Source organism: Pseudogemmobacter sonorensis (genome assembly GCF_042762395.1).
GTDB classification, from domain to species: Bacteria; Pseudomonadota; Alphaproteobacteria; order Rhodobacterales; family Rhodobacteraceae; genus Pseudogemmobacter; species Pseudogemmobacter sonorensis.
The window spans coordinates 38575-61391 of sequence record NZ_JBEFZE010000005.1; the positions used below are offsets into that span (position 1 = coordinate 38575).

Genomic DNA, 22817 nt, shown 5'->3' on the forward strand with positions numbered 1-22817 from the left:
CCGCCAAATGCGACAAGCAGCCGGGCAAAACATGTATCCGGGTAAAATTTTTACCATCCGCTAAAATTTTTGTCGCGACCGCGGAAGAAACCGGCGTAGCCTTGGGCGAACCTTCACCGGGGCCGCGCCGCCCCAGAGCGCAGTCAGCGCGCAGCCAGAGCGGAGAATGCGAATGGAAGTCGGTGTCTTCATCCCTATCGGCAACAACGGCTGGCTGCTTTCGGAGAACGCGCCGCAATACAAGCCCAGCTTTGCGCTGAACAAGGCGATCACGCTCAAGGCCGAATCTTACGGTTTCGACTTCGCGCTTTCGATGATCAAGCTGCGCGGTTTCGGCGGCAAGACCGAGTTCTGGGACTACAACCTCGAAAGCTTCACGCTGATGGCGGGGCTGGCGGCGGTGACGACGAAGATCAAGCTTTTCGGCACCGTGCCCACGATCATCACTCCGCCCGCCATGGTGGCGCGGATGGCGACCACGATCGATTCCATCTCGGGCGGGCGGTTCGGGATCAATCTGGTGACCGGCTGGCAGCGGCCGGAATACAGCCAGATGGGGCTTTGGCCCGGCGACGATTATTTCGGCGACCGTTACGAATATCTGGCCGAATACACCACCGTCCTTCAGGATCTACTGACCACTGGCCAGTCGGATTTCAAGGGCAGGCACTTCCAGATGGACGATTGCCGGATGAAGCCGCTGCCCGAGGGGGATGTGAAGCTGATCTGCGCCGGTTCCTCGAACGCAGGCATGGCGTTTTCGGCGAAATATGCCGATTACAGCTTTTGCTTCGGGGTGGGGGTGAACACGCCCAAGGCCTTCGCGCCCACCAACGACCGCCTGCTGGCCGCCACCGAAAAGACCGGGCGCGCGGTCAAAAGCTTCGTGCTGACCATGATCCTCGCCGAGGAGAAATCCGAAGACGCCTGGGCGAAATGGGAGCATTACAAGGCCGGGGCCGATGAAGAGGCGATCAAATGGCTGGGCCTGCAAAGCGCCGCCGATACGAAATCCGGCGCGGATACCAATGTGCGCCACATGTCGAACCCGGTCTCGGCGGTGAACATCAACATGGGGACTTTGATCGGATCATATGCCGAGGTGGCCGCGATGCTGGATGAGATGGCCGAGGTGCCGGGCACCGGCGGCGTCATGCTGACCTTCGACGACTTCCTCGAAGGGGTCGAGAAATTCGGAAAACACATCCAGCCGCTGATGAAATCGCGCCAGCACATCACCCTTGAGGCCGCAGAATGACCGCCACCGTCGATACCACCGGCGGCAGGCCGGGCCGCAGGATCACCCTGCCGGGTCGTCCCGAATCGCTGACCCTCAACGCCGACGACACCGCCGTCGTCGTTGTCGACATGCAGAACGCCTATTCGACCGAGGGCGGCTATGTCGATCTTGCGGGCTTCGACATTTCCGGCGCGAAATCGGTGATCGAGAACATCCGGCTTGCCGTCGAGGCCGCGCGGGCGGCAAAGGTGCCGGTGATCTATTTCCAGAACGGATGGGACCCGGATTATGTCGAGGCGGGCGGCCCCGGCTCGCCGAATTATCACAAGTCGAACGCGCTCAAGCATATGCGGGCGAACCCCGAGCTTGCGGGCACCCTGCTGGCCAAGGGCGGCTGGGATTACGCCATCGTCGATGAACTGACCCCCCAGCCCGGCGATATCGTGGTGCCGAAGACCCGCTATTCGGGCTTTTTCAATTCCACGATGGATTCGACGCTTCGCGCGCGCGGCATCCGCAATCTGGTCTTCGTCGGCATCGCCACCAATGTCTGCGTCGAAAGCAGCCTGCGCGACGCCTTCCATCTGGAATATTTCGGCGTGGTGCTGGAGGATGCGACCCATCACCTTGGCCCCAAGGCGATGCAGGAGGCCTCGATCTACAATATCGAGAAATTCTTCGGCTGGGTCTCGACCACCGCCGATTTCTGTGGCGCCGTCGGCCAGATCGCGCCCGCCGAATAAGACTGCGAACCGGCCCGAACAGGAAGGAACAGGAAATGCCCAAGGAAATCGTCGTCCCCACCGGCAGCGGCAAGCCGCTGGCCCCCTATTCGCCCGGCACGCTGGCCGATGGCGTGGTCTATGTCTCGGGCACGCTGCCCTTCGACAAGGACAACAACGTCGTCTTTCTGGACGATCCGAAGGCGCAGACGAAACATGTCCTCGACATCATCAAATCGGTGATCGAGACGGCGGGCGGCACCATGGACGACGTGACCATGAACCACATCTTCCTGACCGACTGGGCCAATTATGGCGCCATCAACGAGGTCTATGCCAGCTATTTCCCCGGTGACAAGCCCGCGCGCTATTGCGTGCAATGCGGGCTGGTCAAGCCCGGCGCGCTGGTCGAGATCGCGAGCGTCGCCCATATCGGCAAGAAATGACTGCGGGCGGGCGGGCCCGGTCCCGCCCGCCCCCCCCCTCCTTCGGGCGGAAGCGATGAAATTCGATATTCATGACGGCCCCGGCGACGAGACGGTGCTGCTCTCATCGGGGCTTGGCGGCGCGGCGGGCTATTGGGCGCCGCAGCTCAATGCCCTGCGCGCCCGGTTCCGGGTGGTGACCTACGACCATTTCGGCTGCGGCCGGACGGGCGGAGAGGTGCCCGAGGGCGTGACGATCTCTGACATGGCCGATGAGATGGCCGAGGTGATGCGGGCCTCCGGGACGCCGCGCGCCCATATCGTCGGCCATGCGCTTGGCGGGCTGTTCGGGCTGGACCTGGCGCTGCGGGCGCCGGAAATGGTGGCAAGCCTGGTGCTGGTCAACGCCTGGAGCCGCGCCGATCCGCATTCGGGGCGCTGCTTCGACACCCGCCTCTCTCTGCTTCGGGACAGCGGCGTCGCGGCCTTTCTGAGGGCGCAGCCGCTGTTTCTCTATCCCGCCGAATGGATGGCGCGGAACGCCGGGCGCCTGGCCGAGGAAGAGGCCCATGGCCTGGCGCATTTCCAGGGCGCCGAGAACATCCGCCGCCGCATCGCCGCGCTGCGCGCCTTCGACATCGACGCGCAGTTGGAGCGGATTTCGGTGCCGGTGCAAGTCATCGCCACCCGGGACGACCTGCTGGTGCCCTGGTCGCGCTCGGCGCGGCTGGCCGAGGGGATCGCGGGCGCCGAATTCGCGCTGGAGCCCGAGGGCGGCCATGCCGTCAACGTCACCCGGTCCGCGCGCTTCAACCGGCTGATGATGGATTTCCTGACGCGGCACCCGGCCCGCCCGGCGGCGTGAGGGGCCGGGATCAGGCCGCGCCTCCCGGATCGGCATATGCAAGCGACCCGCCGATCCAGGTTTCCCGGATCCGCAGCGCCCCACCCTCGTCGGGGGCGTCGAAGAGGATCGCATCCGCTTCGGCCCCGGGCCTCAGCCCGTCCAGGCCAAGAAGGCGCGCGGGCGCGACGGTGGCCAGGTGCAGGGCTTCGTCCAGCGTGATCCCCGCCATGGCGGCGGCCCCGGGGGGTGGTGACGGAAAGCGGCAGCGCCGTCCCGGCCAGGAACGCGGTTCCCGACAGCAGGATCCGCCCGTCCCCGGTCAGCTCCACCGCATCGCCGACCGGCTGGCGGTAGATCCCCGGAGCCCTTCCCGCCAGCGCCACCACGTCCGAGACCAGCACCGTGCCGCCCGCCCCCTTGGCGCGCAGCATGGCCTTGAAGGTCGCGGGCGAAAGATGGTGGCCGTCGCCGATCAGCCCGGCGGTCAGCCGGTCCTCGACCAGTTGCGCGCAGAGAAGATTGGGATGGCGCGGCAAGACCCCGCGGCTCCGTTCCCCGGTGGGTGGACATGCGCGCCCCGGTCTCTGTCGCGCGGGCGATCTCGTCGGGCGTGGCGGCGCTGTGGCCGATCAAGGCGATCGCGCCCGGCGACATGGCGGATGTAATCCTTGGCACCTGGATGCTCGGGTGCCAGCGTCACAAGCCGGACCAGCCCGGCGGTCGCGGCCTGCCAGCGGTCCAATTCGGCGGTGTCGGGCGGGCGGATGTGATCCAGCGGATGCGCGCCGCGCGGCTCGTCCAGCGCAGAGATCGACGACCCCTCGGCATGGATCCCGACGATCATCGCCGCGACCAGCGGATGAGCGGCACGGGCCTGCGCGATCGCCGCGCATCCCGGGGCCGTGCCGGTGATCACCGTGGCCAGAAAACGCGTGACGCCGGTGGCGGCAAGGTCCCGGCACAGGCGCAGCGCCGCGTTCGCGCGACGGGCGCGCCGTTGAAATCGGTGCCGCGATAGCAGTTGACCTGCAGTGGCCTTGTTGCGCAATTCGGATTGAGGCGGCAGGTCTCCCTTTCCCGGCCATCTTCAGCGCATTCGGACAGTCTCGGGCGTGCCGAGGGATGTGAAGCGGTTCATGTGGAGCAGGTGAACGCCATTGGTTCGAGAGAACCCGCGACCCGATGCGGATCTGAGCCTCTGCATGCTGCCTGTCGAAGTCTCTGGCCATGATGCGCTCGCCGAGGAATTCGAGGCATCTCATCCTGGCCTCCACGCGGGGCTTCGTCGGTGATATCCGGACCATTTCTTCCAGCTCGCCCGGCCGAAGCGCTTGCAGGCGCGCAGGGCCTCGTTGCGGGCCTGCAGGCCGGGATGGTGTCCCTTCCAGTCCCGGGCATTGCGTCGTGGTGGCATGATGGCATCGGCGGTGACACTGCCGATCCGCTCTTGCATCGGGATCTGCGCCAGCAAGTCGGGCAGAACGGACGCATCGCCGATGCGGTTGCTGGTCATCTCGACGGCGCGCACCTCGAGCGTTTCAGCATCGATACCGATGTGGATCTTGCGCCATTGCCTGCGGCGGCTGGCTCCGTGCTTGCGGACCGGCCACTCGCCTTCGCCCGAGAACTGGATCCCCGTGCTGTCCATCAGCAGATGCAGCGGCCCGGGCGCGGCACGATACGGGATCTGCACCTTCAGGTGCTTCTGCCGACGGCAGAGCGTCCGTGTAATCCGGCACCGGCCAGTCGAGCCCGCTCAGAGCCCGCAGGCTCTCCACAAACCCCGTCGTTTGACGGAGCGGCAGCCCGAACAGCACCTTGATCGAGAGGCAGAACTGAATGGCCGCCGCCGAGAACCTCTCAGGATGACCCGCCTTGCCGCTCGGGGCCGCAGACCATGACATCTGCGGGTCAAGCCATACCAGCAGCGAGCCGCGGCGCTTCAGGGACAGGCTGTAGCTGGACCAGTTCGTCGTGCGGAAAAGGGGGACGGGCTTGCTCATATGCCTATCCCAAACCCCTGACCCAAAAACATGATTCCGCAAGTCAGAGGGATAGCGCAACAAAGCCGCGTATATGCAAGCCCGTTATGCAGCCGATTGCGCATATGGGCGCTGACCCAGGAAATTTCGCTCAATAAATTGTTTTTATTTATGAAATATGTTTCGGGCCATGGATCGCATGCGATCGCGCCGCCGGATCCCGACAGGCCGGGTCGATTCCTGATAGCTTCGCCGGGCCGTTCCGGGGTATTGGGTCTTTCGCAGGCCGCGTTGCGGGCGCGGCGCAAGAGGTCTTGGGGCACAGCAGGGAACCAACCGATCATGTCCAGCATGCCTCCGTCGGATGCGGTCCCGCAGCGGCCGGTCCCCTTGCCCGGAGATCCGCCCGCTCCGCCCGTGCGGACCACGCTGTTCGGGCTGACGCTGGGCACCCTGGGCGTGGTCTTCGGCGACATCGGCACCTCGCCGCTCTATGCCTTCCGCGAGGCGATGCTGGCCAGCGGCGCCACCCCCGGCCATGTGCCGCAGGCCAATGTGCTGGGGGTGCTTTCGCTGATCATCTGGACGCTGATCGCCGTCGTCACCGCCAAATATGTCACCATCCTTCTGCGCGCCGACAATGAGGGCGAGGGCGGCACCCTCTCGCTGGTCGCGCTGGCGCAAAGGGCGATGGGGCGGGTGCATCGGGGCGTGCTGCTGCTGGGGATCTGCGGCGCGGCGCTGTTCTACGGCGATGCGCTGATCGCGCCGGCGATCTCGGTCCTGTCGGCGGTCGAGGGGGTGCGGCTGATCGCGCCCGCCGCCGGGCATTGGGTGGTGCCGATGGCGGTGGCGATCATCCTTGCGCTTTTCGCGATCCAGAAGCACGGCACCGGCGCGGTGGCGCGGTTCTTCGGGCCGATCATGCTGGTCTGGCTGCTGGTGCTGGCCGCCGGGGGGCTGTGGCAGATACTGGGCCAGCCGCAGGTGCTTCGGGCGGTCGATCCGATGCGGGCCATCGGCTTTCTGACGGCGCATTCCGGGGTGGCGCTGGCGGTTTTCGGGGCGACGGTGCTGGCTGTCACCGGGGCCGAGGCGCTATACGCCGACATGGGTCATTTCGGGCGTCGGCCGATCCGGCTCGGCTGGTTCGCGCTGGTCTTTCCGGCGCTGCTTTTGAACTACATGGGGCAGGGCGCGTTGCTGCTGGCCGATCCGGCCGCACTGGTCAACCCGTTCTATCTGAGCTTTCCCGCCTGGGCGCTGACCCCGGTGGTCCTGCTGGCAACCCTGGCCACGATCACCGCGGCCCAGGCGGTGATCACCGGGACGTTCTCATTGACCCGGCAGGCGGTGCAACTGCGGCTTTTGCCCCGGATGCGGATCCTGCACACCTCGGACGAGCATCGCGGCCAGATCTATATCCCGCTGGTGAACAAGCTGCTGTGCCTGGGCGTGATCGCGCTGGTTCTGGGCTTTGGCAGTTCCTCGGCGCTGGCCTCGGCCTATGGCATCGCGGTGACGGGGGCGATGCTGGTGACCGGGCTTCTGGCGGCGATCGTCATCCACCGCCATTGGGACTGGTCGCGCCCGGCCGCCGCGCTGCTGATGCTGCCTTTCGCGCTGATCGACCTGCTGTTCTTCGGCTCGAACCTGACCAAGCTGGGCGAGGGCGGCTTCGTGCCGCTGGTGATCGCGGTCGGCCTGATGACGGTGATGCTGATCTGGCGGCGCGGCAGCAACCTTCTACTGGCCAAAGAGGCGGAAAGCGAGGTTCCGATGACCGCCCTCATCGCGCAGTTGAAGGAAAGCGATGTCGCGACCGTGGCCGGGACCGCGGTCTTCATGACCTCGACGCCCGAGATCGCACCGGGCGCGCTTCTGCACAGCCTCAAGCATTTTCGCTCCATTCACGAGCAGAACCTGATCCTGACCATCCGCACCGCCGATCTGCCGCGAATCAGCGACGCGGACCGGGTGGAGCTGCATCCCCTGGACGAGGGTTTCCGGCGCGTCACCCTGACCTATGGCTATACCGAAGAGCCGGATGCGCCCAAGGCGCTGATGCTTTTGCGGCGCAAGGGGCTGAAGTTCGACATCATGTCCACCTCCTTCATCCTGTCGCGGCGCAGCCTGCGGCTGGCGGCCAAACCGGCGATGCCGGTCTGGCAGTCGCGGCTTTTCATCTACCTGTCGCGCAATGCCGAGGCCGCTTCGGATTACTTCCGCATCCCGGCGGGGCGGGTGGTGGAACTGGGCGTGCAGATCAGCATCTGACCCGGGGGCGCCTAGGCCCCGATCCGGGCGAGGGCTGCGCCGAAGGCAATCGTCTCGCCCGTCCGTGCGATCCGGGTGATCCGCCCCGGCCTGTGGGCGGTGACAGGGCTCTCCATCTTCATCGCCTCGATGACGGCGATCGCCTCGCCCTCCTCCACCTCGGCCCCGTCCTCGACCTGCCAGAGCGTCAGGATCCCGGCCACCGGCGCGGCGACGGTCGCGGGATCCTGCGACCCCGCCGGGCGCGTCTCGGCGCGGTCCGGGGCCCGCGCCCCCAGCAGTTCGGGCGGCAGGCCGAGTTCGTGGCGCTTGCCGTCGATCTCGACCCCCAGCCGGATCAGCGGGGCCGGATCCGCGGCGGTGACACGGGAATGGGGCACAAGTGCCCGGGCCAGGGTTTCGGAGAAATCGGTCTCGATCCAGCGGGTATGGACCCCGAACACGCCCGAGGGCGCAAGGAAATCCGGCGCCTCCAGCACCGTGCGGTGAAACGGCAGGACCGAGGCCAGGCCCCCGATGTGGAACTCCGAAAGCGCGCGGGCGGCGCGGCGGATCGCCTCGTCGCGGGTGGCGCCGGTCACGATCAGCTTGGCCATCAGGCTGTCGAAATGGCCCGGCACGACCGAGCCCGCCGCGACACCGCTGTCGAGTCGCACCCCGGGGCCCGCGGGCGGATCGAAACGGCTGATCACCCCCGGCGTGGGCAGGAAGCCGCGCGCGGGATCCTCGGCATTGATGCGGAATTCGATGGCATGGCCGCGCGGTTCGGGCAGGCTCTCATCCGCCAGGCGGGCGCCGCGCGCGATCTGGATCATCGCGCGGACAAGATCGATCCCGGTGGTTTCCTCGGTCACCGGATGTTCGACCTGAAGCCGGGTGTTGACCTCAAGGAACGAGAGCCTGCCATCGGCCGCCAGCAGGAATTCCACCGTGCCCGCGCCGCTATATCCAGCCTGGGCGCAGATCGCGCGGCTGGCCCGATGGATCGCGTCGCGCTGGTTGTCGCTCAGGAAGGGGGCGGGGGCCTCCTCGACCAGTTTCTGGTTGCGCCGCTGCAGGCTGCAGTCGCGGGTGCCGATCACCTTCACCCCGCCGTGGCGGTCGGCAAGGATCTGCGCCTCGACATGGCGCGGGCGGTCGAGGAACTGCTCGACATAGCATTCGCCGCGCCCGAAGGCGGCCAGCGCCTCGCGCCGGGCCGAATCGAACAGCTCTTCGACCTCCTCCAGCCGCCAGGCGACCCGCAGGCCCCGCCCGCCGCCGCCATGCGCCGCCTTGATCGCGATCGGCAGGCCATGGGCGCGGGCGAAGTCCAGCGCCTCGGCGCCCGAGGCAAGGGGGCCGGGGCTGCCCCGCACCAGCGGCGCGCCGACGGATCGCGCGATGCGGCGCGCCTCGATCTTGTTGCCAAGCGCCTCGATCACCTGCGGATCCGGGCCGATCCAGATCAGGCCCGCCTCCTGCACCATGGCCGCGAAATCGGGGCGTTCTGACAGGAAGCCATAGCCCGGGTGGATGGCATCGGCGCGGGCGTCGCGGGCGATTTCAAGGATGCGGGGGGCGTTCAGATAGGTCTCGGCCGGGCCATCGCCCCGCAAGGCGCGGGATTCGTCCGCCATGCGGGTGAACAGCGCATTGCGGTCGCTGTCGGCATGGATCGCGATACTTTCGATCCCTTCGTCGCGGCAGGCCCGGATGATTCGCACCGCGATTTCGCCCCGGTTGGCGATCAGAAGGCGGCGCAGCGGGCGCAGTTCGGGCCCTTGCCGTTCGGCATCGGGGACGAAAAGGGTCATGCCGGGCCTCCTGTCGGCTGGATGGGGGCGAAAACCCGCTCGGCGGTGAAGCGGATGCGGGCGCCGGGCGGGATCTGCCCCGCGAGATCCAGCGCCCGCGGCAAAAGCGTGGCGATCACCGGATAGCCGCCGGTCAGCGGATGGTCAGCCAGAAACAGCACCGGCTGGCCGGAATGCGGCAATTGCACCGCGCCGGCCTCGGTCGCCTCCGAGGGCAGTTCGTCCTTCCGCGCAAGGGTCAGGGGCCGGTCCGCCGAAAGCCGGATGCCAACGCGCGACGATTGCGGGCTGACCCGCCATTCGGTGGCAAGGAACCGCTCGATCTGATCCGGCGCCAGCCAGTCCGCCCGCGGGCCGAGCGTGACCGGCAGTTCGACCAGATCCCCGGGCCGGGGCAGCAGGGGTCCCGGCCCGGGATCCGAGGTCGCGAGCGTGGCCAGTTCCCCGGCGACAAGGCCCGCGCCCGCACCCAGCGGATCGGGCCCGATCATCGCCAGAGTGTCGCGGGCCGCCGAACCCAGCACCCGCGCCACCCGGAAGCCGCCGCGCAAAGCCAGATAGCTGCGCATCCCGCGCTCGGGCGGGTGGACCAGCAACTCCTCTCCGGGATCGAGCGCGAAGGCCTGTCCGGGCGGCGCCGACAGCGGGCCTTGCGGCGCCAGGATCTCGATCCGCCCGGCCGCGCCACTCAGCGCGAGCGTCACCGCCCGTTCCGCCCGCAGCCACAGGGGGCCCAGCGTCACCTCCAGCGCCGCCGCGCCCGAGGGGTTGCCCACCGCGCGGTTGGCCCGGCGCAGCGCGCCGAGGTCCAGCGCGCCCGAACCCGAGATGCCCTGGCTGGCCTGACCCGCGCGGCCCTCGTCCTGGAAGAGCAGCGGGAAGGCGGTGGCACGGATGGTCAGGGCAGGCGTCTGCGGCGCCGGGGCGGGTTCGGGCTGGCGGGCTTCCGGCAGGCGAGCCGAGGGGCGCAGCCCCGCCCGGTGCGCGACGAAGCGCACCCGCATCCCCGGCGCCAGCAGCGCCGGGGGCGCGCGGCGCATGTCCCACATCGGCACCGGCGTCGTCCCGATCAACTGCCAGCCGCCGGGTGTGTCCTGCGGATAGATGCCGCAGAACCGCGCCGCCAGCGCGACCGAGCCCGTCGGAATCCGTGTGCGCGGGCTTGGGTGGCGCGGCAGGTCGAAACGCGGATCCGCGCAGGTCATATAGGCGAACCCGGGCGCGAAGCCGCAAAATCCTACCTGCCAGACCGTGTCTTGATGCGCGGCGATCACCTCGGTTGTGCTCAGGCCCATGAGGGCGGCGACCCCGGGCAGATCCTCGCCATCGTAGCGCAGCGGGATCTCTATCGGCGGGCCCGTGGGGGTGAGGCGCGCGCTGCCGTCCTCGGGCAGGCGCGCCGCGACCGCAGCGGCCAGGGCCCCGTCGGCTGGATGCCCGGGCAGGGTGCGGATCATCAACGTCCGCGCCGCCGGGATCGTCTCGGCCAGGCCCGCCACCGGATCGCGGGTCAGCGCCTGGTGCAGCGCCAGCACGCGCTCCAGATCCGGCAGTTCGACCAGAAGCGCCCGGGGCGAGACCGGCAGGAACCGCAGGCTCATCGCGCGGGCCCTGGCGAGGCGAAAGCCGCGATGGCGATCCCTTCTGCCAGAAGCGCCGCGCGCAGGTGGCGAGCGATCGCCACTGCATCGGGGCTGTCGCCGTGCAGGCAGATGCTGCCCGCGGCGATCCGCAGGGGGGTGCCGTCGATGGCCTCGACGACGCCCTCGCGCACCAGCCGGACCATGCGGCGGGCGATCAGGGCCGGGTCGTGCAGAACCGCCCCCGGCGCGCGACGCGAGACCAGCGCCCCCTCCGCCTCATAGGCGCGGTCGGCGAACGCCTCGCCCATGGTCGCAAGCCCCGCCGCCTGCGCGCGCAAGAGGCCCGCGCTGCCCGCCAGTCCCATCAGCGGCAGCGAATTGTCGATTTCGCGAATGGCGGCGATCACCGCATCGGCCTGGCGGGCATCGCTGGCGATGGTGTTGTAAAGCGCGCCATGCGGCTTGACATAGCCGACGCACCCGCCCGCCGCCCGCGCAAGGCCCTGCAACGCGCCGATCTGATAGATCACATCGGCGGTCAGCTCCTCGCTGGAGAGCTCCATCGGGCGGCGCCCGAACCCCACCCGGTCGGGGTAGGAGACATGCGCCCCGATCGCCACGCCCCGCCGCACGGCCTCGGCCAGGGTGCGGCGCAGCGTCAGCGGATCGCCGGCATGGAAGCCGCAGGCGATATTGGCAGAACTGACCAGCCCCAGCATGGCGGCATCGTCGCCCATCACCCAGGCGCCGTAGCTTTCGCCGATATCGCTGTTGAGGTCGATGCTGAGGGTCATGGCGGCTCCCACGGTCCGAAGCGGACCGGCCGGTTTGCCGCGATGCCGCCGGGCCATCTGCGGATCAGCATAGAAAACGCAGGGGATTGTTCAATCGCCGACCAGCCCCTTGCGTTCGCCATGCCCGGCCCGAACGCGGCCTAGCTGCCGGTGACCATGGTCCACCAGATCTTGCCGTTCTCTTCCTGATACCAGGCCAGGCCAAGCTCGCGCGCCGCAGGATCCATGATCACCGCACGCTGGTCGGGCGCCTGCATCCAGACCGAAAGCGTCTCAAGCTCGGTCTGGTAGGTTTCCGAGATCAGCTCGCCCGCCAGCCGCCCGGGATAGCCGGTCCGCTGCACCCGGGTGAGGGGGGAGGAACCGTCCGATCCGAAATGCCAGGGCCGGTTCTGCATCGACATGTCGCGCGAATGGGTCTCGGCGGCGGCGTTCAGATGGCTGCTGTAGGCCAGGGGCGTCAGGCCGCGCGCGCCGCGAAGGGTATTGATCGAATCGAGGAAGCGGAACGGAATCTGCGCGGCGATGTCGGGGGTGATGCGATAGACGCGGGGAATCGGTCGGCCGTCGGGGCCAAGCTGGACGGTCGCCGCATCACCCCCCGCGACGCAGCCTGTCAGAATCAGCGCGGGAAGAAGCAGCACGAATGCGCGTCTGTTCATTGTTTTTTCCAGTTCCATGGGCTCGATGACCGGATTTTGTGACCTTTCCTTTACCGAAACCGCAGCCTTCTGGCAAACCAATCCCGTCCTGCCCGCGCCTGTTTACGGGCGTTTGATTTGCGCGAGCGGGCCAAAAGGCGTAGACAGGCTGTGGATAAAGACACCGGCGGGCTGCAAGCCGGGAAGCCCATGAGGAGCATCGGGATGAGTGAGAAGGCCTTGAACCGCCGCGCGCTTCTGGGCGGGGCCGCCGCCTTGGGCGCCGCCGCCGCGACCGGCGCGCTGCCCGCGATGGCGCAGGATGTCGTGCGCAACAACGCGTCGAGCTTTCGCATGCTGGACTGGCGCGGCTATTTCAACGACACGCGCGGGGGCGCGATCCTGGTCGATATCACCTCGCGCGCGCTGCATTATTGGTCGGCGGACCAGTCGGTCTACCGGCTTTACCCGACCTCGGTCCCGCTTTCCGACGACCTGACCCGGCTGGGCCGCACCGAAGTCGTGCAGAAAGTGGTCAATCCGACCTGGCGTCCGACCCCTTCGATGAAGGAGCGCAACCCGGAATGGCCCGATGTGGTCGAAGGCGGGTCGCCAGATAACCCCTTGGGAACGCGGGCGCTTTATCTGAGCTGGACCTATTACCGCATCCATGGCACCCATGACACCCGCAAGATCGGCCGCAAGTCGTCGAACGGCTGCATCGGGCTTTACAACGAGCATGTCGAAGAGTTGTTCGAGATGGTCGGGGTCGGGGCGCAAGTGTTGCTAATTTGACGACATTTCATCGAAGCCAGACCCACCCCAAAGAGCCGGATTGCAATTTCCCCGACGGGCTGCTTTAGAAGGCTATACGAGGACAGTCTTGGGTGCGTGCCGTCACCTCTGCAACAACTGATGGCATGCGATATCTGGAGGTTACTATGAAGAAAATCGCGCTCGCCGCCGCGCTTTCGGTCGCCGCTTCGTCGGCTTTCGCCGGTGGTTTCGTCGAACCGCAAATCGAGCCGGAAGTGATCAAGCAGTCGACCTCGTCGTCGTCCGCTGGCGTCGTCGTTCCGCTGCTGCTCCTGCTCGTCATCGCGGCTGCCGCGAGCTGAGCTGGACGCTATCGTTCAGGAAAGGACGGCAGAGCGATCTGCCGTCCTTTTCTTTTGCGCAAGCCGGATCCGGGGCGGGGGTTTCGCACGCGGGTCCGCGCCTTTGACGCCCGCGGGAATCGGCCTGCCGCCTTGCGGCCCCGGCCGACCCATCCCGGAGCGTTGGAACGGATCCGCCCCCGCCGCGATGGCAGGCCTGGGCTGCAAGGCCGCGCCTCAGCGCGGCGCCAGCCACCCGGCCAGATTCTCGTCGATCACCGTCGCCAGCGCATGGATATGGGCGGGCTGGTCGTTGAGGCAGGGGATATAGGTGAAGTTCTCGCCCCCGGCGTGGTGGAAGCTCTCCTGGATCTCGCCCTCGATCTCTTCCAGCGTCTCGATGCAATCGGCCGAGAAGGCGGGCGCGATCACGGCGATGTTCTTCATCCCCGCCTTCGCCAGTTCCGCCACATGTTCGACCGTATAGGGTTTGAGCCATTCCTCGGGGCCGAAGACCGACTGGAAGGTGGTGTCCAGCGCCTCTTTCGGCCAGCCCAGCCTTTCGCGCAGCAGGCGTGAGGTTTTCTGGCACTGGCAGTGATAGGGGTCGCCCTCTTCCAGATAGCGTTTCGGCATGCCGTGGTAGCTGACGACCAGCTTGTCGGGCCGGGTCGGCAGCGCGGCATAGGCGGTCTCGACCGAAGCGGCCAGCGCCTCGATATACAGCGGATGGGCGAAATATTCCGGCACGGTCCGCACGGCGGGTTGGCGCTTTTCCTTCATCAGCGCGCGGAAGAACTGGTCGTTCGCCGTGGCCGAGGTCGCGCCCGCGTAATGCGGGTAAAGCGGGAAGAACAGAATCTTGGTGCAACCGGCCTCGACCATGGCGCGCAGCTTCGATTCGGTCGAGGGATTGCCGTAGCGCATGCAGAAATCGACCATGACCGCATCGCCGTGGCGCTCAGTCAGCGTCTGGGCCAAGGCGCGGGTCTGGGCCTTGGTGATCGTCATCAGGGGCGATTCGCCCAGCTCTTCGTTCCAGATCAGCTTGTAGTTCGCGCCCGAGGCGAAAGGCCGCTTGGTCAGGATGATGGTCTGAAGGATCGGCTGCCACTTCCACGACGGATAGTCGATCACCCGTTTGTCCGACAGGAACTCGTTCAGATAGCGCCGCATCGACCAGTAGTCATAGCCGTCGGGCGTGCCCAGATTGGCCAGAAGCACTCCGATCCTTGGCGGTTTGATGGCGGGATGTCCGGCCGGGACAGGGTCTGACGTCTTGGCTCCGTCGGTCATCTCGCGCGCTCCTTCTGGCTGACAGGACCGAGATAAACCACTCGCGCCCGGGGTCAACCGTTGCGCCCGTCCGGGGGCAGGCGGTGTTCTGTCGCATTCAGCGCGCTGGCCAGCCGATGGGCGGCCGATCCCGGACGCAGGGGTTTTTGCTGGCTTTCATGCGGGGTCCAGCCGGTCAGGCACAGCATCTCGAAGGTGGCGAGGATTCGCCCGCCCTCGGCCGGGAAGGCCTGCGCGTGGATCTGCGCCGCCCGGGAGAACAGCGCGCGCGCGACCGGGCGGCGCAGCCGGGCCTCCAGCGCATTGGTTTCGCCCATGGCGCGCAGGTCGGCCATCAGGTGCAGGGCGCTGCGGTAGCTGACCTCGCGCGTCGCGCTGTCGGCCACCGGCAGGGCAAAGCCCGCGCGCTGCAAGAGGGCGCCGACCTCGCGGATCTCGGCCATGGGCAGGACGCGGGGGGAAAGGCCGCCCGAGACCTCGGCCTCCGCCTCGGCAAGGCTGGCGCGCAATTCGTGCAGCGTGCGCCCGCCGGGAAAGATCGCCAGGAAAAGCCCGTCGGGGCGAAGCGCGCGATGGGCCTGCACCATCTGCCCGACCGGATCGTCGGCCCAGTGCAGCGCCATGGCATGGATCACCGCGTCATGGGCCCCGGGCGCGAAGTCGAGAATGGTCTCGTCAGGCACGATGCGCGCCTCGGGAAAGGCGGATTGCCACAGATCGGGAAATCCGGTGACGATCGCCAGCGACGTAAAGGTTCTGTTAACCGAACTCAGTCTCCACTGCACCTCGTCGATGGCGTCCTGGTGCAGGAACAGCGCGGGATTGGCCGGGCCCATCCGCCGGGCGCGGGCGCGCCGGGCGTCCAGCGCCTTGCGGTCGGTCAGCTTCGGCGCGGTGCCGGGGGGGGCGGGGGATGCGGCCATGGCGGCCGACCATAGGAGGGCGGGATGAATATGCAAGCCTTGATCACCGCGCTTTACCCGCCGCAATGCCTGCTGTGCCGCGCTCTGGTCGACAGCGAATTCGGTCTTTGTCCCGACTGCTGGCGCGACACGCCCTTCATCTCGGGCCTGACTTGCGACAAATGCGGGATCCCGCTGCCCGGACAGCCGGACGAGGCCGGGCCGGGCGTGGTCTGCGACGACTGCCTCGGCCATGACCGGCCCTGGCAGGCGGGGCGGGCGGCGCTGCATTACCGTGACAACGGGCGCAAGCTGGTGCTGGCGCTGAAACATGGCGACCGGCTGGATCTGGCGCGGCCCGCCGCCGAATGGCTGCGGCGCGCGGCGGGGCCGCTGCTGCGGCCGGAGATGCTGGTGGTGCCGGTGCCGCTGCATTGGCGGCGGCTGATCCGGCGGCGCTACAACCAGTCGGCGCTGGTCTCGGCCGCGCTGGCGCGGGCGGCGGGGCTGGAACATTGCGTTGATGCGCTGCGGCGGCCCCGCTTCACCGGCTCGCAGGATGGCCGCACGCGCGAAGGCCGGTTCGAAAATATGGCGGGCGCGATCACCGTGCATCCCCGGCGCGCGGCCCGGCTGAAGGGGCGGGAGGTGGTGATCGTCGACGATGTCATGACCTCGGGCGCGACCTTCGCCGCCGCGACCGAGGCCTGCCATGACGCGGGCGCGGCCTCGGTGCTGGTCCTCAGCCTCGCACGCGTTGCGAAAGAGCCGTAAATCCCTATAGTTCGCCGCGAACAAGGGATATGCGCCATGACTTCCGCCACCAGAGCCGTCGAGATCTATACCACGCCCTTCTGCCCCTATTGCCTTGCGGCCAAGCGCCTGCTGACGCGCAAGGGCGTGGCCTTCACCGAGATCGACGTCAGCGCCGACCCCGAATTGCGCGCGGCCATGACCCGGCGGGCGCAGGGCCGCCGCACCGTGCCGCAGATCTTCATCGGCGACATCCATGTCGGCGGCTCGGACGATCTGCATGAGATCGAGCGCGAGGGGCGGCTCGACGCGCTGTTGTCGGCATGATCCGGGCGGCTCTCCTCCAGCTCAACGTCACCGACGATCCGGCGGCCAATCTGGTCGCCACGCTGGACCATCTGCGCCAGGCGGTCGAGGGGGGCGCGCGTTTCGTGCTGACGCCCGAGATGACGAATTGTCTTTCCTCAAGCCGCAGCCACCAGGCCTCGGTCTACCGGCCCGAGGCCGGGGATGAGACGCTGGCCGCGCTGCGGGCGGCGGCGGAACAGGCCGGGATCTGGCTGCTGATCGGCTCGCTGGGCCTGGTCAGCGGCGATGCGGACGGGCGCTTCGCCAACCGCTCTTTCCTGATCGGGCCGGATGGCACGGTCCGGGCGCGCTACGACAAGATCCACATGTTCGACGTGAACGTGTCCGAGACCGAGGTCTACCGCGAAAGCGCGGGCTACCGGCCCGGCGCGCGGGCGGTGACGGCAGAGACCGATTTCGGCACGCTGGGCCTTTCGGTCTGCTACGATCTGCGCTTTGCGCATCTCTACCGCCGCCTCGCCCAGGCCGGAGCACGGATCCTGGCCGTGCCCGCTGCCTTCAACCACATCACCGGCGCCGCGCATTGGGAGGTGCTGTTGCGCGCCCGCGCCATCGAGACCGGCTGCTTCGTGCTGGCCCCGGCCCAGACCGGCTTTCATGCGGAATCCCATGGCAAGGGGCGGCGCACCTGGGGCCATTCGCTGGCCGTGGCGCCCTGGGGCGAGGTCCTCGCCGATGGCGGCACCGAGCCGGGCGTGACCTTCGTCGATCTCGACCCGGAGGCCGTGGACCGCGCCCGGGGCCGGGTGCCCTCCCTCGATCACGACCGCGCCTTCGAGGGGCCATGACGGGCGAGCGTTTCGACGATATCGCCGTCGCGCTGTTCGGCGAGCTGTTCATGGCTGACCAGCTTGCGCGCAACCGGATCTCAAAGGCCCTGCCGCGCGGGATGGAACTGTCGCAGTTTTCCGTGCTGAACCACCTTGCCCGGGTGGGCGACGAGCGCACGCCGGCCCAACTGGCCCGCGCCTTCCACGTCACCCGCGGCGCGATGACCAATACGCTGGCGCGGCTGGAATGGGCCGGTCACATCCATATCCGCCCGGATTGGGACGATGCGCGGCAGAAATTCGTCGCGATCAGCCCGGCGGGGCGGGCGGCGCGGGATGCGGCGGTCAGCGCGGTTTCCCCCATGATCGCCGATGTGGTCGAGGCGCTTGGCGCCGACCGGGTGCGCGCCGTCCTGCCGGTGCTGCGCGAATTGCGCGCCCGGCTCGAACAGGACAACTAGGCCCGCGTCCCCCGGCCGATTCGCGGCGCTATCCCCGGGCGGAAACCCGGGCGTTGGAATCTCTGCATCCCGCGCCGGCGATGAGGCGGCGGCCCGAAACCCAATCTTAACCCGGCTGCGCCAGTCTGGGGCTGCGGCGGGGGTCGTGGTGACGCAGGTGGTGCAGGTGCAGGGTGCCCGAAGAATGACAGATGCCGGGCTTGCCCCCGCCGCGCCGCTGCGGGTGCTGGTCGTCGACGACAGCCGGGCGCAGCGCCAGCTTCTGGCCGTCTTCTTGCGCCGCATGGGGCATGAGGTGGCCCAATCCGCCACCGCCGAAGAGGCGCTGGAACTCTGCGCGGCCCAGCCGGTCGATCTCGTGATTTCCGACTGGATGATGCCGGGCATGAACGGCGTGGAATTCTGCCGCAGGTTCAGGGCGCTGCCCCGCGAGGGCTATGGCTATTTCATCCTGTTGACCTCGAAATCCGAACGCGCCGAGATCGCGCTCGGGCTTGAGGCGGGGGCGGATGATTTCGCCACCAAGCCGGTCAGCGCCGGAGAATTGCGCGCCCGCCTGCGCGCCGGAGAACGCATCCTGTCGATGCAGGCCCAACTGGTCGAGCGCAACCGCCAGGTCGCCGAGGCGCTGGCCGAGCAGCGCAGGCTTTACGACGCGCTCGACCGCGACCTGATCGAGGCGAGGAAGCTTCAGCAGACCCTACTGCGCGACCGGCATCGCGATTTCGGCGCGGCAAGGGCGTCGATGCTGATCCGGGCCTCGGGCCATGTCGGCGGCGATCTCGTGGGGGCGTTCCGGCTGGATGACAGCCGGGCGGCGGTCTATTCGGTGGATGTTTCGGGCCATGGCGTGGCCTCGGCGATGATGACGGCGCGGCTTGCGGCCTATCTTTCCGGCTCGGTCGAACAGAACCTGGCCTTTCGCCAGATGCCGGGCGGGGCACGGACGGTGCGGGGGCCGGCCGAGCTGGCGGGGGCGTTCAACCGGCTCATGCTCGACGAAATCCAGGTCGAGCAATATTTCACCATGGCCTATGCCGAGATCGAGCTGGACAGCGGCCGGGTGCGGCTGGCGCAGGCCGGGCATCCGCATCCGATGGTGATCCGCGCCGATGGCGGGATCGAGCGGGTGGGGGCGGGCGGCCTGCCCATCGGCCTGATCCCCGAGGCCGGTTTCGACGAGGTCGAATTCTCGCTTGCCCCCGGCGACAGGTTGTTCCTGGTGTCGGACGGCATCACCGAATGTCCGGGCCGGGCGGGCGCCGATCTGGGCGAGGCCGGGCTTGCCGACCTGATCCTGCGCCTTGCCGCGCTGGAGAGCGGCGAGTTTCTGGAGGCGCTGGTCTGGTGCCTGACCGATTTCGCCGGGACCGGGGCCTTTCCCGACGATGTCTCGGCGCTCATGCTGGACTATCTCGGCCCGAAGGGAGGCCCGGGGTGATGCGCGGCCCGCCTCAGCCGCCCGCCTCAGCCGCCGGTCTGGCGCAGTGTCTCGGCCAGCAGGGCGCGGTCGCCCGCATTGCCAAGCCGCACCAGCGCCTCCTCGACCGGCAGCCAGACCGCGCTGTGCCCGGCTTCGGTCGGGGCAGAGAGTCGCATGACCGGGCGGGCCAGGTAGATGGTGCAGATCTTCTCGGCCCAGAAATCGTATTCCGGCATGAAGGTGAAGCGGCGGAAGGTGCCGATCCGGCGCCGGGGCGCGATCTTCCAGCCGGTTTCCTCGATCACCTCGCGGTGCAGGGCGCTGATCGGATGCTCGCCCGGGTCGATCCCGCCGCCGGGAAGCTGGAACTCGGGGACCGGGGCTTCCTGGAACGTCGTCAGGATATGGTCGCCCGCCAGCAGGACGGCATAGACGCCGGGGCGGCGGCGATAGCTTTGCCCCGGTTTCACCGGCTCGCCGAAGCGACGGATGCCCGGAAGGCGCGAGGTGGCGATACGCTGCGACATGGCCTGGCGCCCTGGATGCCTGGATCCCGCCCGTAAACGCAAGGTGGGGGGGGGTTGGTGGGGGAAGTGTCAGCGTCTATATAGACGCGAATTGCCCGCATGACTTGCCAGACCCGGCAGACCAAGGAAACCCCCGAAATGGCCATCGGCTCCAAACTCGCATGGGACGACAGCGTCCTTCCCTTTCAGCTTGACCGCTCGGGCATCCGGGGCCGGGTGGCGCGGCTTGACGGCGCGCTGGACCAGATCCTTGCCCAGCACGACTACCCCGAGACCATCGAGGCGCTGGTGGCCGAGATGGCGCTTCTGACCGCGCTGATCGGCCAGAGCATCAAGCTGCGCTGGAAATTGTCGCTGCAGGTGCGCGGCAAGGGCCCGGCCCGGCTGATCGCGACCGATTACTACGGCCCCTCGGACGAGGGCGAGCCCGCGCTGATCCGCGCCTATGCCAGCTATGACGAAGAGCGCCTGCACGAGACCGACACGCCCTTCGACCTGATCGGCGAGGGGTATCTGGCGGTGATGCTGGACCAGGGCCAGGGGATGCTGCCCTATCAGGGCTTCACCCCGATCGCGGGCGGCAGCCTGTCGGCCTGCGCCGAAAGCTATTTCGCGCAATCCGAGCAACTGCCCACCCGGTTTTCCCTGGCCTTCGGGCGCGAGCGCGACAGGGAGCGCGACAAGGGCGCGCGGGCCGACTGGCGCGCGGGCGGCGTGATGCTTCAGCACATGCCGCAGACCGGCGGCGTCGCGGCCGAGGCGGGCTCGGGCGAGGGCGGGCTTCTGACCCATGCCGACATCCTGTCGGGCGCCGCCTCCGAGGACTGGAGCCGGGTGAACATCCTGCTCGACACGGTCGAACCCGAAGAGCTGATCGGCCCCTCGGTCACGCCCACCGATCTTCTGGTGCGGCTGTTCCATGAAGAGGTGCCCCGGGTCTTCGACGCCCAGCCGACGCGGTTCGGCTGCTCCTGCTCGGAAGAGAAGGTGCGCAACACCATGTCGATCTATTCGCAGAAGGACATCGCCCATATGACCGATGCGAGAGGCAATGTGACCGCCGATTGCCAGTTCTGCGGGGCGCATTACGTGCTGGATCCGAAGACCCTGGGCTTCGAGGGCGCGGATGCCGCCGGTTGAGACGGAATTGCGCGCCGCCCTGATGCGGGGCGGCGCGGCCTCGTCGGACTACGACCTGAACCCCGGCATCCGCCTGCCCGAGGGCAGAAGGCTGCGCCCCGCCGCCGTGCTGGTGCCGGTGCTGCCCGGACCGGCGGGCGGGCGGCTGATCCTGACCAAGCGCGCCTCCCATCTGCGTCACCATCCGGGGCAGGTCGCCTTTCCCGGCGGCAAGGTCGAGGCCGAGGACGGCTCGGCCGAGGCCGCCGCCCTGCGCGAGGCGCATGAGGAGATCGGGCTTTCCCCGGATTCGGTGCGCCTTCTCGGTCGGCTTCCCGCGCATGAGACGGTGACGGGCTTCCTCGTCACCCCCGTCCTGGGCGTGATCGAGGGGGCCTTCCGCCCCCGGCCCGAGGCGGGCGAGGTCGACGAGATCTTCGACCTGCCGCTGGCCCATGCGCTGGATCCGGCGCATTACCTGGTCGAAAGGCGGCGCTGGCTGGGGCAATGGCGGCATTACTATACCCTGCCCTGGGGGCCCTATTACATCTGGGGCGCGACCGCGCGCATCCTGCGTGGCATGGCGGGGCAGGGGGCGGGGAAGCATGAAGATCGCGGGTGACTGGCTGGCACGGGCCGGGACCCAGTCGGTGCTTTCGCTGCTGACCGGGGCCGGGCACCGGGCCTATGTCGTCGGCGGCTGCGTGCGCAACGCGCTTCTCGGCCAGCCGGTGGCGGATATCGACATCTCGACCGATGCGCGGCCCGAACGGGTGATGGCGCTTGCGCGCGCGGCGGGGCTGCGCGCGGTGCCGACCGGGGTCGAGCATGGCACGGTGACGGTGATCGCGGGCGGCGCGCCGCATGAGGTCACCACCTTCCGCCGCGATGTCGAGACCGACGGGCGGCGCGCGAGCGTCGTCTTCTCGGACCGGATCGAGGAAGACGCCCTGCGCCGCGACCTGACGATGAACGCGCTTTACGCCACGGCGGACGGCACCGTGGTCGACCCGCTGGGCGGGCTGGCCGATACGCTCGCGCGCCGGGTGCGCTTCGTCGGCCGGGCCGAGGACCGTATCCGCGAGGACCACCTGCGCATCCTGCGCTTCTTCCGCTTTCTGGCCTGGTATGGCGATCCGGCCGAGGGACCCGACCCCGAGGGCCTGGCCGCCTGCGCCGCGCTGGCCGAGGGGATCGACCGGCTCTCGCGCGAGAGGGTGGGGGCCGAGATGCGCAAGCTTCTGGCCGCCCCCGATCCCGCGCCCGCCGTTGCGGCGATGGCGGCGGCGGGTGTGCTGGCGCGGGCGCTGCCCGGCGCCGATGCGCGCGCCCTGCCGGTTCTGGTGCATCTTGAGGCCGCCCTGGGGCCCCAAGACGCGCCGGACTGGCGTGGCCGCCTGGCCGTGCTGGGAGGCGAGGATACCGCCGCGCGGCTGCGCCTGTCGCGGGCCGAGGCCGCCGCCCTTGCCGCGATCCGGCGTGGCATCGGCGACGGGGCCGCCCCGGCCGAACTGGGCTGGCGCGACGGTATCCAGGGCGCGACCGCGGCCATCCTTGCCCGCGCCGCGCTGACCGGCACCCCGCCGCCCGAGGGCTGGCAGGCCGAAATCCGGCGCGGCGCATCCGCGGTCTTTCCCCTGCGCGCCGCCGACCTGCCCGGGCTGTCCGGCCCCGCCCTGGGCGCCGCGCTGAAGCGGCTTGAGACCGCCTGGCTGGCCGACGGGCTTCGGCCCGGCAAGGCGGAACTTCTGGGCACAGATTTCCTTCCCCCCGAAAACCCGCTATAGGCCCGG

General features: G+C 68.6%; 24 protein-coding genes and 1 pseudogene. 16 read left to right on the forward strand and 9 right to left on the reverse strand.

Going from position 1 to position 22817, the window contains the following annotated elements; genetic code table 11:
• The first annotated feature begins 172 nt into the window (after window positions 1-172).
• Genes rutA through rutD form a run of 4 tightly spaced genes read left to right on the forward strand, consistent with a single transcriptional unit; the run spans window position 173 to window position 3252 of the window.
• Complete coding sequence (gene rutA / locus ABNX41_RS05525; RefSeq protein ID WP_438668725.1) at window positions 173-1258, forward strand: pyrimidine utilization protein A; 1086 nt, start codon at window positions 173-175, stop codon at window positions 1256-1258.
• Window positions 1255-1983: a pyrimidine utilization protein B gene (gene rutB, locus ABNX41_RS05530; RefSeq protein ID WP_438668726.1), complete on the forward strand. Its 729-nt coding sequence runs from the start codon at window positions 1255-1257 to the stop codon at window positions 1981-1983. Before rutA ends, rutB begins: the two co-directional genes overlap by 4 nt.
• Before the next feature lie 35 nt (window positions 1984-2018).
• Window positions 2019-2408, forward strand: coding sequence for a pyrimidine utilization protein C (rutC, locus tag ABNX41_RS05535; RefSeq protein WP_438668727.1), 390 nt, complete (start codon window positions 2019-2021; stop codon window positions 2406-2408).
• Window positions 2409-2463: 55 nt separating this feature from the next.
• Window positions 2464-3252: a pyrimidine utilization protein D gene (gene rutD / locus ABNX41_RS05540; protein WP_438668728.1), complete on the forward strand. Its 789-nt coding sequence runs from the start codon at window positions 2464-2466 to the stop codon at window positions 3250-3252.
• Between the two features lie 10 nt (window positions 3253-3262).
• Here the strand turns inward: rutD and ABNX41_RS05545 are convergent, their stop codons facing one another.
• Window positions 3263-3463, reverse strand: a complete 201-nt coding sequence (locus tag ABNX41_RS05545; protein WP_438668729.1) for a hypothetical protein — start codon at window positions 3461-3463, stop codon at window positions 3263-3265.
• Between the two features lie 339 nt (window positions 3464-3802).
• Between ABNX41_RS05545 and ABNX41_RS05550 the strand changes: the two genes are divergently transcribed.
• Entirely contained in the window at window positions 3803-4252 is a 450-nt protein-coding gene (locus tag ABNX41_RS05550; RefSeq protein ID WP_438668730.1) for a hypothetical protein, read from the forward strand.
• 69 nt (window positions 4253-4321) lie between these two features.
• Here the strand turns inward: ABNX41_RS05550 and ABNX41_RS05555 are convergent.
• A pseudogene (locus ABNX41_RS05555) lies at window positions 4322-5237 on the reverse strand (IS5 family transposase).
• A gap of 321 nt (window positions 5238-5558) precedes the next feature.
• Between ABNX41_RS05555 and ABNX41_RS05560 the strand changes: the two are divergent.
• Window positions 5559-7493 (forward strand): potassium transporter Kup, encoded by a 1935-nt coding sequence (locus ABNX41_RS05560; RefSeq protein ID WP_438668731.1) that lies wholly within the window; start codon window positions 5559-5561, stop codon window positions 7491-7493.
• Between the two features lie 11 nt (window positions 7494-7504).
• Here the strand turns inward: ABNX41_RS05560 and ABNX41_RS05565 are convergent, their stop codons facing one another.
• The 4 genes from ABNX41_RS05565 to dalA form a co-directional block, all read right to left on the reverse strand.
• Complete coding sequence (locus tag ABNX41_RS05565; protein ID WP_438668732.1) at window positions 7505-9289, reverse strand: acetyl/propionyl/methylcrotonyl-CoA carboxylase subunit alpha; 1785 nt, start codon at window positions 9287-9289, stop codon at window positions 7505-7507.
• Window positions 9286-10890, reverse strand: coding sequence for a 5-oxoprolinase subunit B/C family protein (locus tag ABNX41_RS05570; protein ID WP_438668733.1), 1605 nt, complete (start codon window positions 10888-10890; stop codon window positions 9286-9288). The genes ABNX41_RS05565 and ABNX41_RS05570 overlap by 4 nt, the downstream gene beginning before the upstream one ends.
• A complete protein-coding gene (locus ABNX41_RS05575) occupies window positions 10887-11666 on the reverse strand; it encodes a LamB/YcsF family protein (RefSeq protein ID WP_438668734.1) in 780 nt (259 codons plus the stop codon). Before ABNX41_RS05575 ends, ABNX41_RS05570 begins: the two co-directional genes overlap by 4 nt.
• 140 nt (window positions 11667-11806) lie before the next feature.
• A complete protein-coding gene (gene dalA / locus ABNX41_RS05580) occupies window positions 11807-12328 on the reverse strand; it encodes a divisome-associated lipoprotein DalA (RefSeq protein ID WP_438668735.1) in 522 nt (173 codons plus the stop codon).
• A 204-nt stretch (window positions 12329-12532) separates the two neighbouring features.
• Here dalA and ABNX41_RS05585 point away from each other — a divergent pair, with 204 nt between their 5' ends.
• Both ABNX41_RS05585 and ABNX41_RS05590 read left to right on the forward strand, forming a co-directional pair.
• Window positions 12533-13102, forward strand: coding sequence for a L,D-transpeptidase (locus ABNX41_RS05585; RefSeq protein WP_438668736.1), 570 nt, complete (start codon window positions 12533-12535; stop codon window positions 13100-13102).
• A 146-nt stretch (window positions 13103-13248) separates the two neighbouring features.
• The gene (locus ABNX41_RS05590) at window positions 13249-13425 is read left to right on the forward strand and encodes a hypothetical protein (RefSeq protein WP_438668737.1); all 177 of its coding nucleotides are present in this window, start codon (window positions 13249-13251) and stop codon (window positions 13423-13425) included.
• Window positions 13426-13641: 216 nt separating this feature from the next.
• On the opposite strand, the gene hemH is transcribed toward ABNX41_RS05590, so the two are convergent.
• On the reverse strand, window positions 13642-14700 hold the full coding sequence (gene hemH, locus ABNX41_RS05595; RefSeq protein WP_438668738.1) for a ferrochelatase: 1059 nt from the start codon (window positions 14698-14700) through the stop codon (window positions 13642-13644).
• Window positions 14701-14753: 53 nt separating this feature from the next.
• Entirely contained in the window at window positions 14754-15623 is an 870-nt protein-coding gene (locus tag ABNX41_RS05600; RefSeq protein ID WP_438668739.1) for a class I SAM-dependent methyltransferase, read from the reverse strand.
• Between the two features lie 24 nt (window positions 15624-15647).
• On the opposite strand from ABNX41_RS05600, the gene ABNX41_RS05605 reads away from it, so the two are divergent.
• From ABNX41_RS05605 to ABNX41_RS05625, 5 genes are all read left to right on the forward strand, one after another.
• Window positions 15648-16376: a double zinc ribbon domain-containing protein gene (locus ABNX41_RS05605; RefSeq protein WP_438668740.1), complete on the forward strand. Its 729-nt coding sequence runs from the start codon at window positions 15648-15650 to the stop codon at window positions 16374-16376.
• A gap of 36 nt (window positions 16377-16412) precedes the next feature.
• Entirely contained in the window at window positions 16413-16682 is a 270-nt protein-coding gene (grxC, locus tag ABNX41_RS05610) for a glutaredoxin 3 (protein WP_438668741.1), read from the forward strand.
• A complete protein-coding gene (locus ABNX41_RS05615; RefSeq protein ID WP_438668883.1) occupies window positions 16682-17512 on the forward strand; it encodes a carbon-nitrogen hydrolase family protein in 831 nt (276 codons plus the stop codon). The genes grxC and ABNX41_RS05615 overlap by 1 nt, the downstream gene beginning before the upstream one ends.
• Complete coding sequence (locus ABNX41_RS05620; RefSeq protein ID WP_438668742.1) at window positions 17509-17955, forward strand: MarR family winged helix-turn-helix transcriptional regulator; 447 nt, start codon at window positions 17509-17511, stop codon at window positions 17953-17955. Before ABNX41_RS05615 ends, ABNX41_RS05620 begins: the two co-directional genes overlap by 4 nt.
• Before the next feature lie 184 nt (window positions 17956-18139).
• Window positions 18140-19396, forward strand: coding sequence for a PP2C family protein-serine/threonine phosphatase (locus ABNX41_RS05625; RefSeq protein ID WP_438668743.1), 1257 nt, complete (start codon window positions 18140-18142; stop codon window positions 19394-19396).
• Between the two features lie 26 nt (window positions 19397-19422).
• Here ABNX41_RS05625 and ABNX41_RS05630 read toward each other — a convergent pair whose 3' ends face one another.
• Window positions 19423-19905, reverse strand: coding sequence for an NUDIX hydrolase (locus tag ABNX41_RS05630; RefSeq protein ID WP_438668744.1), 483 nt, complete (start codon window positions 19903-19905; stop codon window positions 19423-19425).
• A 138-nt stretch (window positions 19906-20043) separates the two neighbouring features.
• Here ABNX41_RS05630 and hslO point away from each other — a divergent pair, with 138 nt between their 5' ends.
• The 3 genes from hslO to ABNX41_RS05645 are packed head-to-tail and all read left to right on the forward strand — an operon-like array spanning window position 20044 to window position 22811.
• A complete protein-coding gene (gene hslO, locus ABNX41_RS05635; RefSeq protein ID WP_438668745.1) occupies window positions 20044-21045 on the forward strand; it encodes an Hsp33 family molecular chaperone HslO in 1002 nt (333 codons plus the stop codon).
• Window positions 21032-21646 (forward strand): CoA pyrophosphatase, encoded by a 615-nt coding sequence (locus ABNX41_RS05640; protein ID WP_438668746.1) that lies wholly within the window; start codon window positions 21032-21034, stop codon window positions 21644-21646. Before hslO ends, ABNX41_RS05640 begins: the two co-directional genes overlap by 14 nt.
• Window positions 21630-22811, forward strand: a complete 1182-nt coding sequence (locus tag ABNX41_RS05645) for a CCA tRNA nucleotidyltransferase (protein ID WP_438668747.1) — start codon at window positions 21630-21632, stop codon at window positions 22809-22811. Before ABNX41_RS05640 ends, ABNX41_RS05645 begins: the two co-directional genes overlap by 17 nt.
• Window positions 22812-22817 lie beyond the last annotated feature (6 nt).

Coding starts and splice junctions, on each gene's coding strand:
- hslO (WP_438668745.1), top strand. CDS start 20,044: ATGGCCATCGGCTCCAAACTCGCATGGGACGACAGCGTCCTTCCCTTT.
- ABNX41_RS05565 (WP_438668732.1), bottom strand. CDS start 9,289: ATGACCCTTTTCGTCCCCGATGCCGAACGGCAAGGGCCCGAACTGCGC.
- rutB (WP_438668726.1), top strand. CDS start 1,255: ATGACCGCCACCGTCGATACCACCGGCGGCAGGCCGGGCCGCAGGATC.
- ABNX41_RS05640 (WP_438668746.1), top strand. CDS start 21,032: ATGCCGCCGGTTGAGACGGAATTGCGCGCCGCCCTGATGCGGGGCGGC.
- grxC (WP_438668741.1), top strand. CDS start 16,413: ATGACTTCCGCCACCAGAGCCGTCGAGATCTATACCACGCCCTTCTGC.
- ABNX41_RS05600 (WP_438668739.1), bottom strand. CDS start 15,623: ATGGCCGCATCCCCCGCCCCCCCCGGCACCGCGCCGAAGCTGACCGAC.
- ABNX41_RS05570 (WP_438668733.1), bottom strand. CDS start 10,890: ATGAGCCTGCGGTTCCTGCCGGTCTCGCCCCGGGCGCTTCTGGTCGAA.
- rutA (WP_438668725.1), top strand. CDS start 173: ATGGAAGTCGGTGTCTTCATCCCTATCGGCAACAACGGCTGGCTGCTT.
- hemH (WP_438668738.1), bottom strand. CDS start 14,700: ATGACCGACGGAGCCAAGACGTCAGACCCTGTCCCGGCCGGACATCCC.
- ABNX41_RS05645 (WP_438668747.1), top strand. CDS start 21,630: ATGAAGATCGCGGGTGACTGGCTGGCACGGGCCGGGACCCAGTCGGTG.
- dalA (WP_438668735.1), bottom strand. CDS start 12,328: ATGAACAGACGCGCATTCGTGCTGCTTCTTCCCGCGCTGATTCTGACA.
- ABNX41_RS05575 (WP_438668734.1), bottom strand. CDS start 11,666: ATGACCCTCAGCATCGACCTCAACAGCGATATCGGCGAAAGCTACGGC.
- ABNX41_RS05560 (WP_438668731.1), top strand. CDS start 5,559: ATGTCCAGCATGCCTCCGTCGGATGCGGTCCCGCAGCGGCCGGTCCCC.
- ABNX41_RS05590 (WP_438668737.1), top strand. CDS start 13,249: ATGAAGAAAATCGCGCTCGCCGCCGCGCTTTCGGTCGCCGCTTCGTCG.
- ABNX41_RS05545 (WP_438668729.1), bottom strand. CDS start 3,463: ATGGCGGGGATCACGCTGGACGAAGCCCTGCACCTGGCCACCGTCGCG.
- rutD (WP_438668728.1), top strand. CDS start 2,464: ATGAAATTCGATATTCATGACGGCCCCGGCGACGAGACGGTGCTGCTC.
- ABNX41_RS05620 (WP_438668742.1), top strand. CDS start 17,509: ATGACGGGCGAGCGTTTCGACGATATCGCCGTCGCGCTGTTCGGCGAG.
- ABNX41_RS05585 (WP_438668736.1), top strand. CDS start 12,533: ATGAGTGAGAAGGCCTTGAACCGCCGCGCGCTTCTGGGCGGGGCCGCC.
- ABNX41_RS05630 (WP_438668744.1), bottom strand. CDS start 19,905: ATGTCGCAGCGTATCGCCACCTCGCGCCTTCCGGGCATCCGTCGCTTC.
- rutC (WP_438668727.1), top strand. CDS start 2,019: ATGCCCAAGGAAATCGTCGTCCCCACCGGCAGCGGCAAGCCGCTGGCC.
- ABNX41_RS05625 (WP_438668743.1), top strand. CDS start 18,140: ATGACAGATGCCGGGCTTGCCCCCGCCGCGCCGCTGCGGGTGCTGGTC.
- ABNX41_RS05605 (WP_438668740.1), top strand. CDS start 15,648: ATGAATATGCAAGCCTTGATCACCGCGCTTTACCCGCCGCAATGCCTG.
- ABNX41_RS05550 (WP_438668730.1), top strand. CDS start 3,803: ATGCGCGCCCCGGTCTCTGTCGCGCGGGCGATCTCGTCGGGCGTGGCG.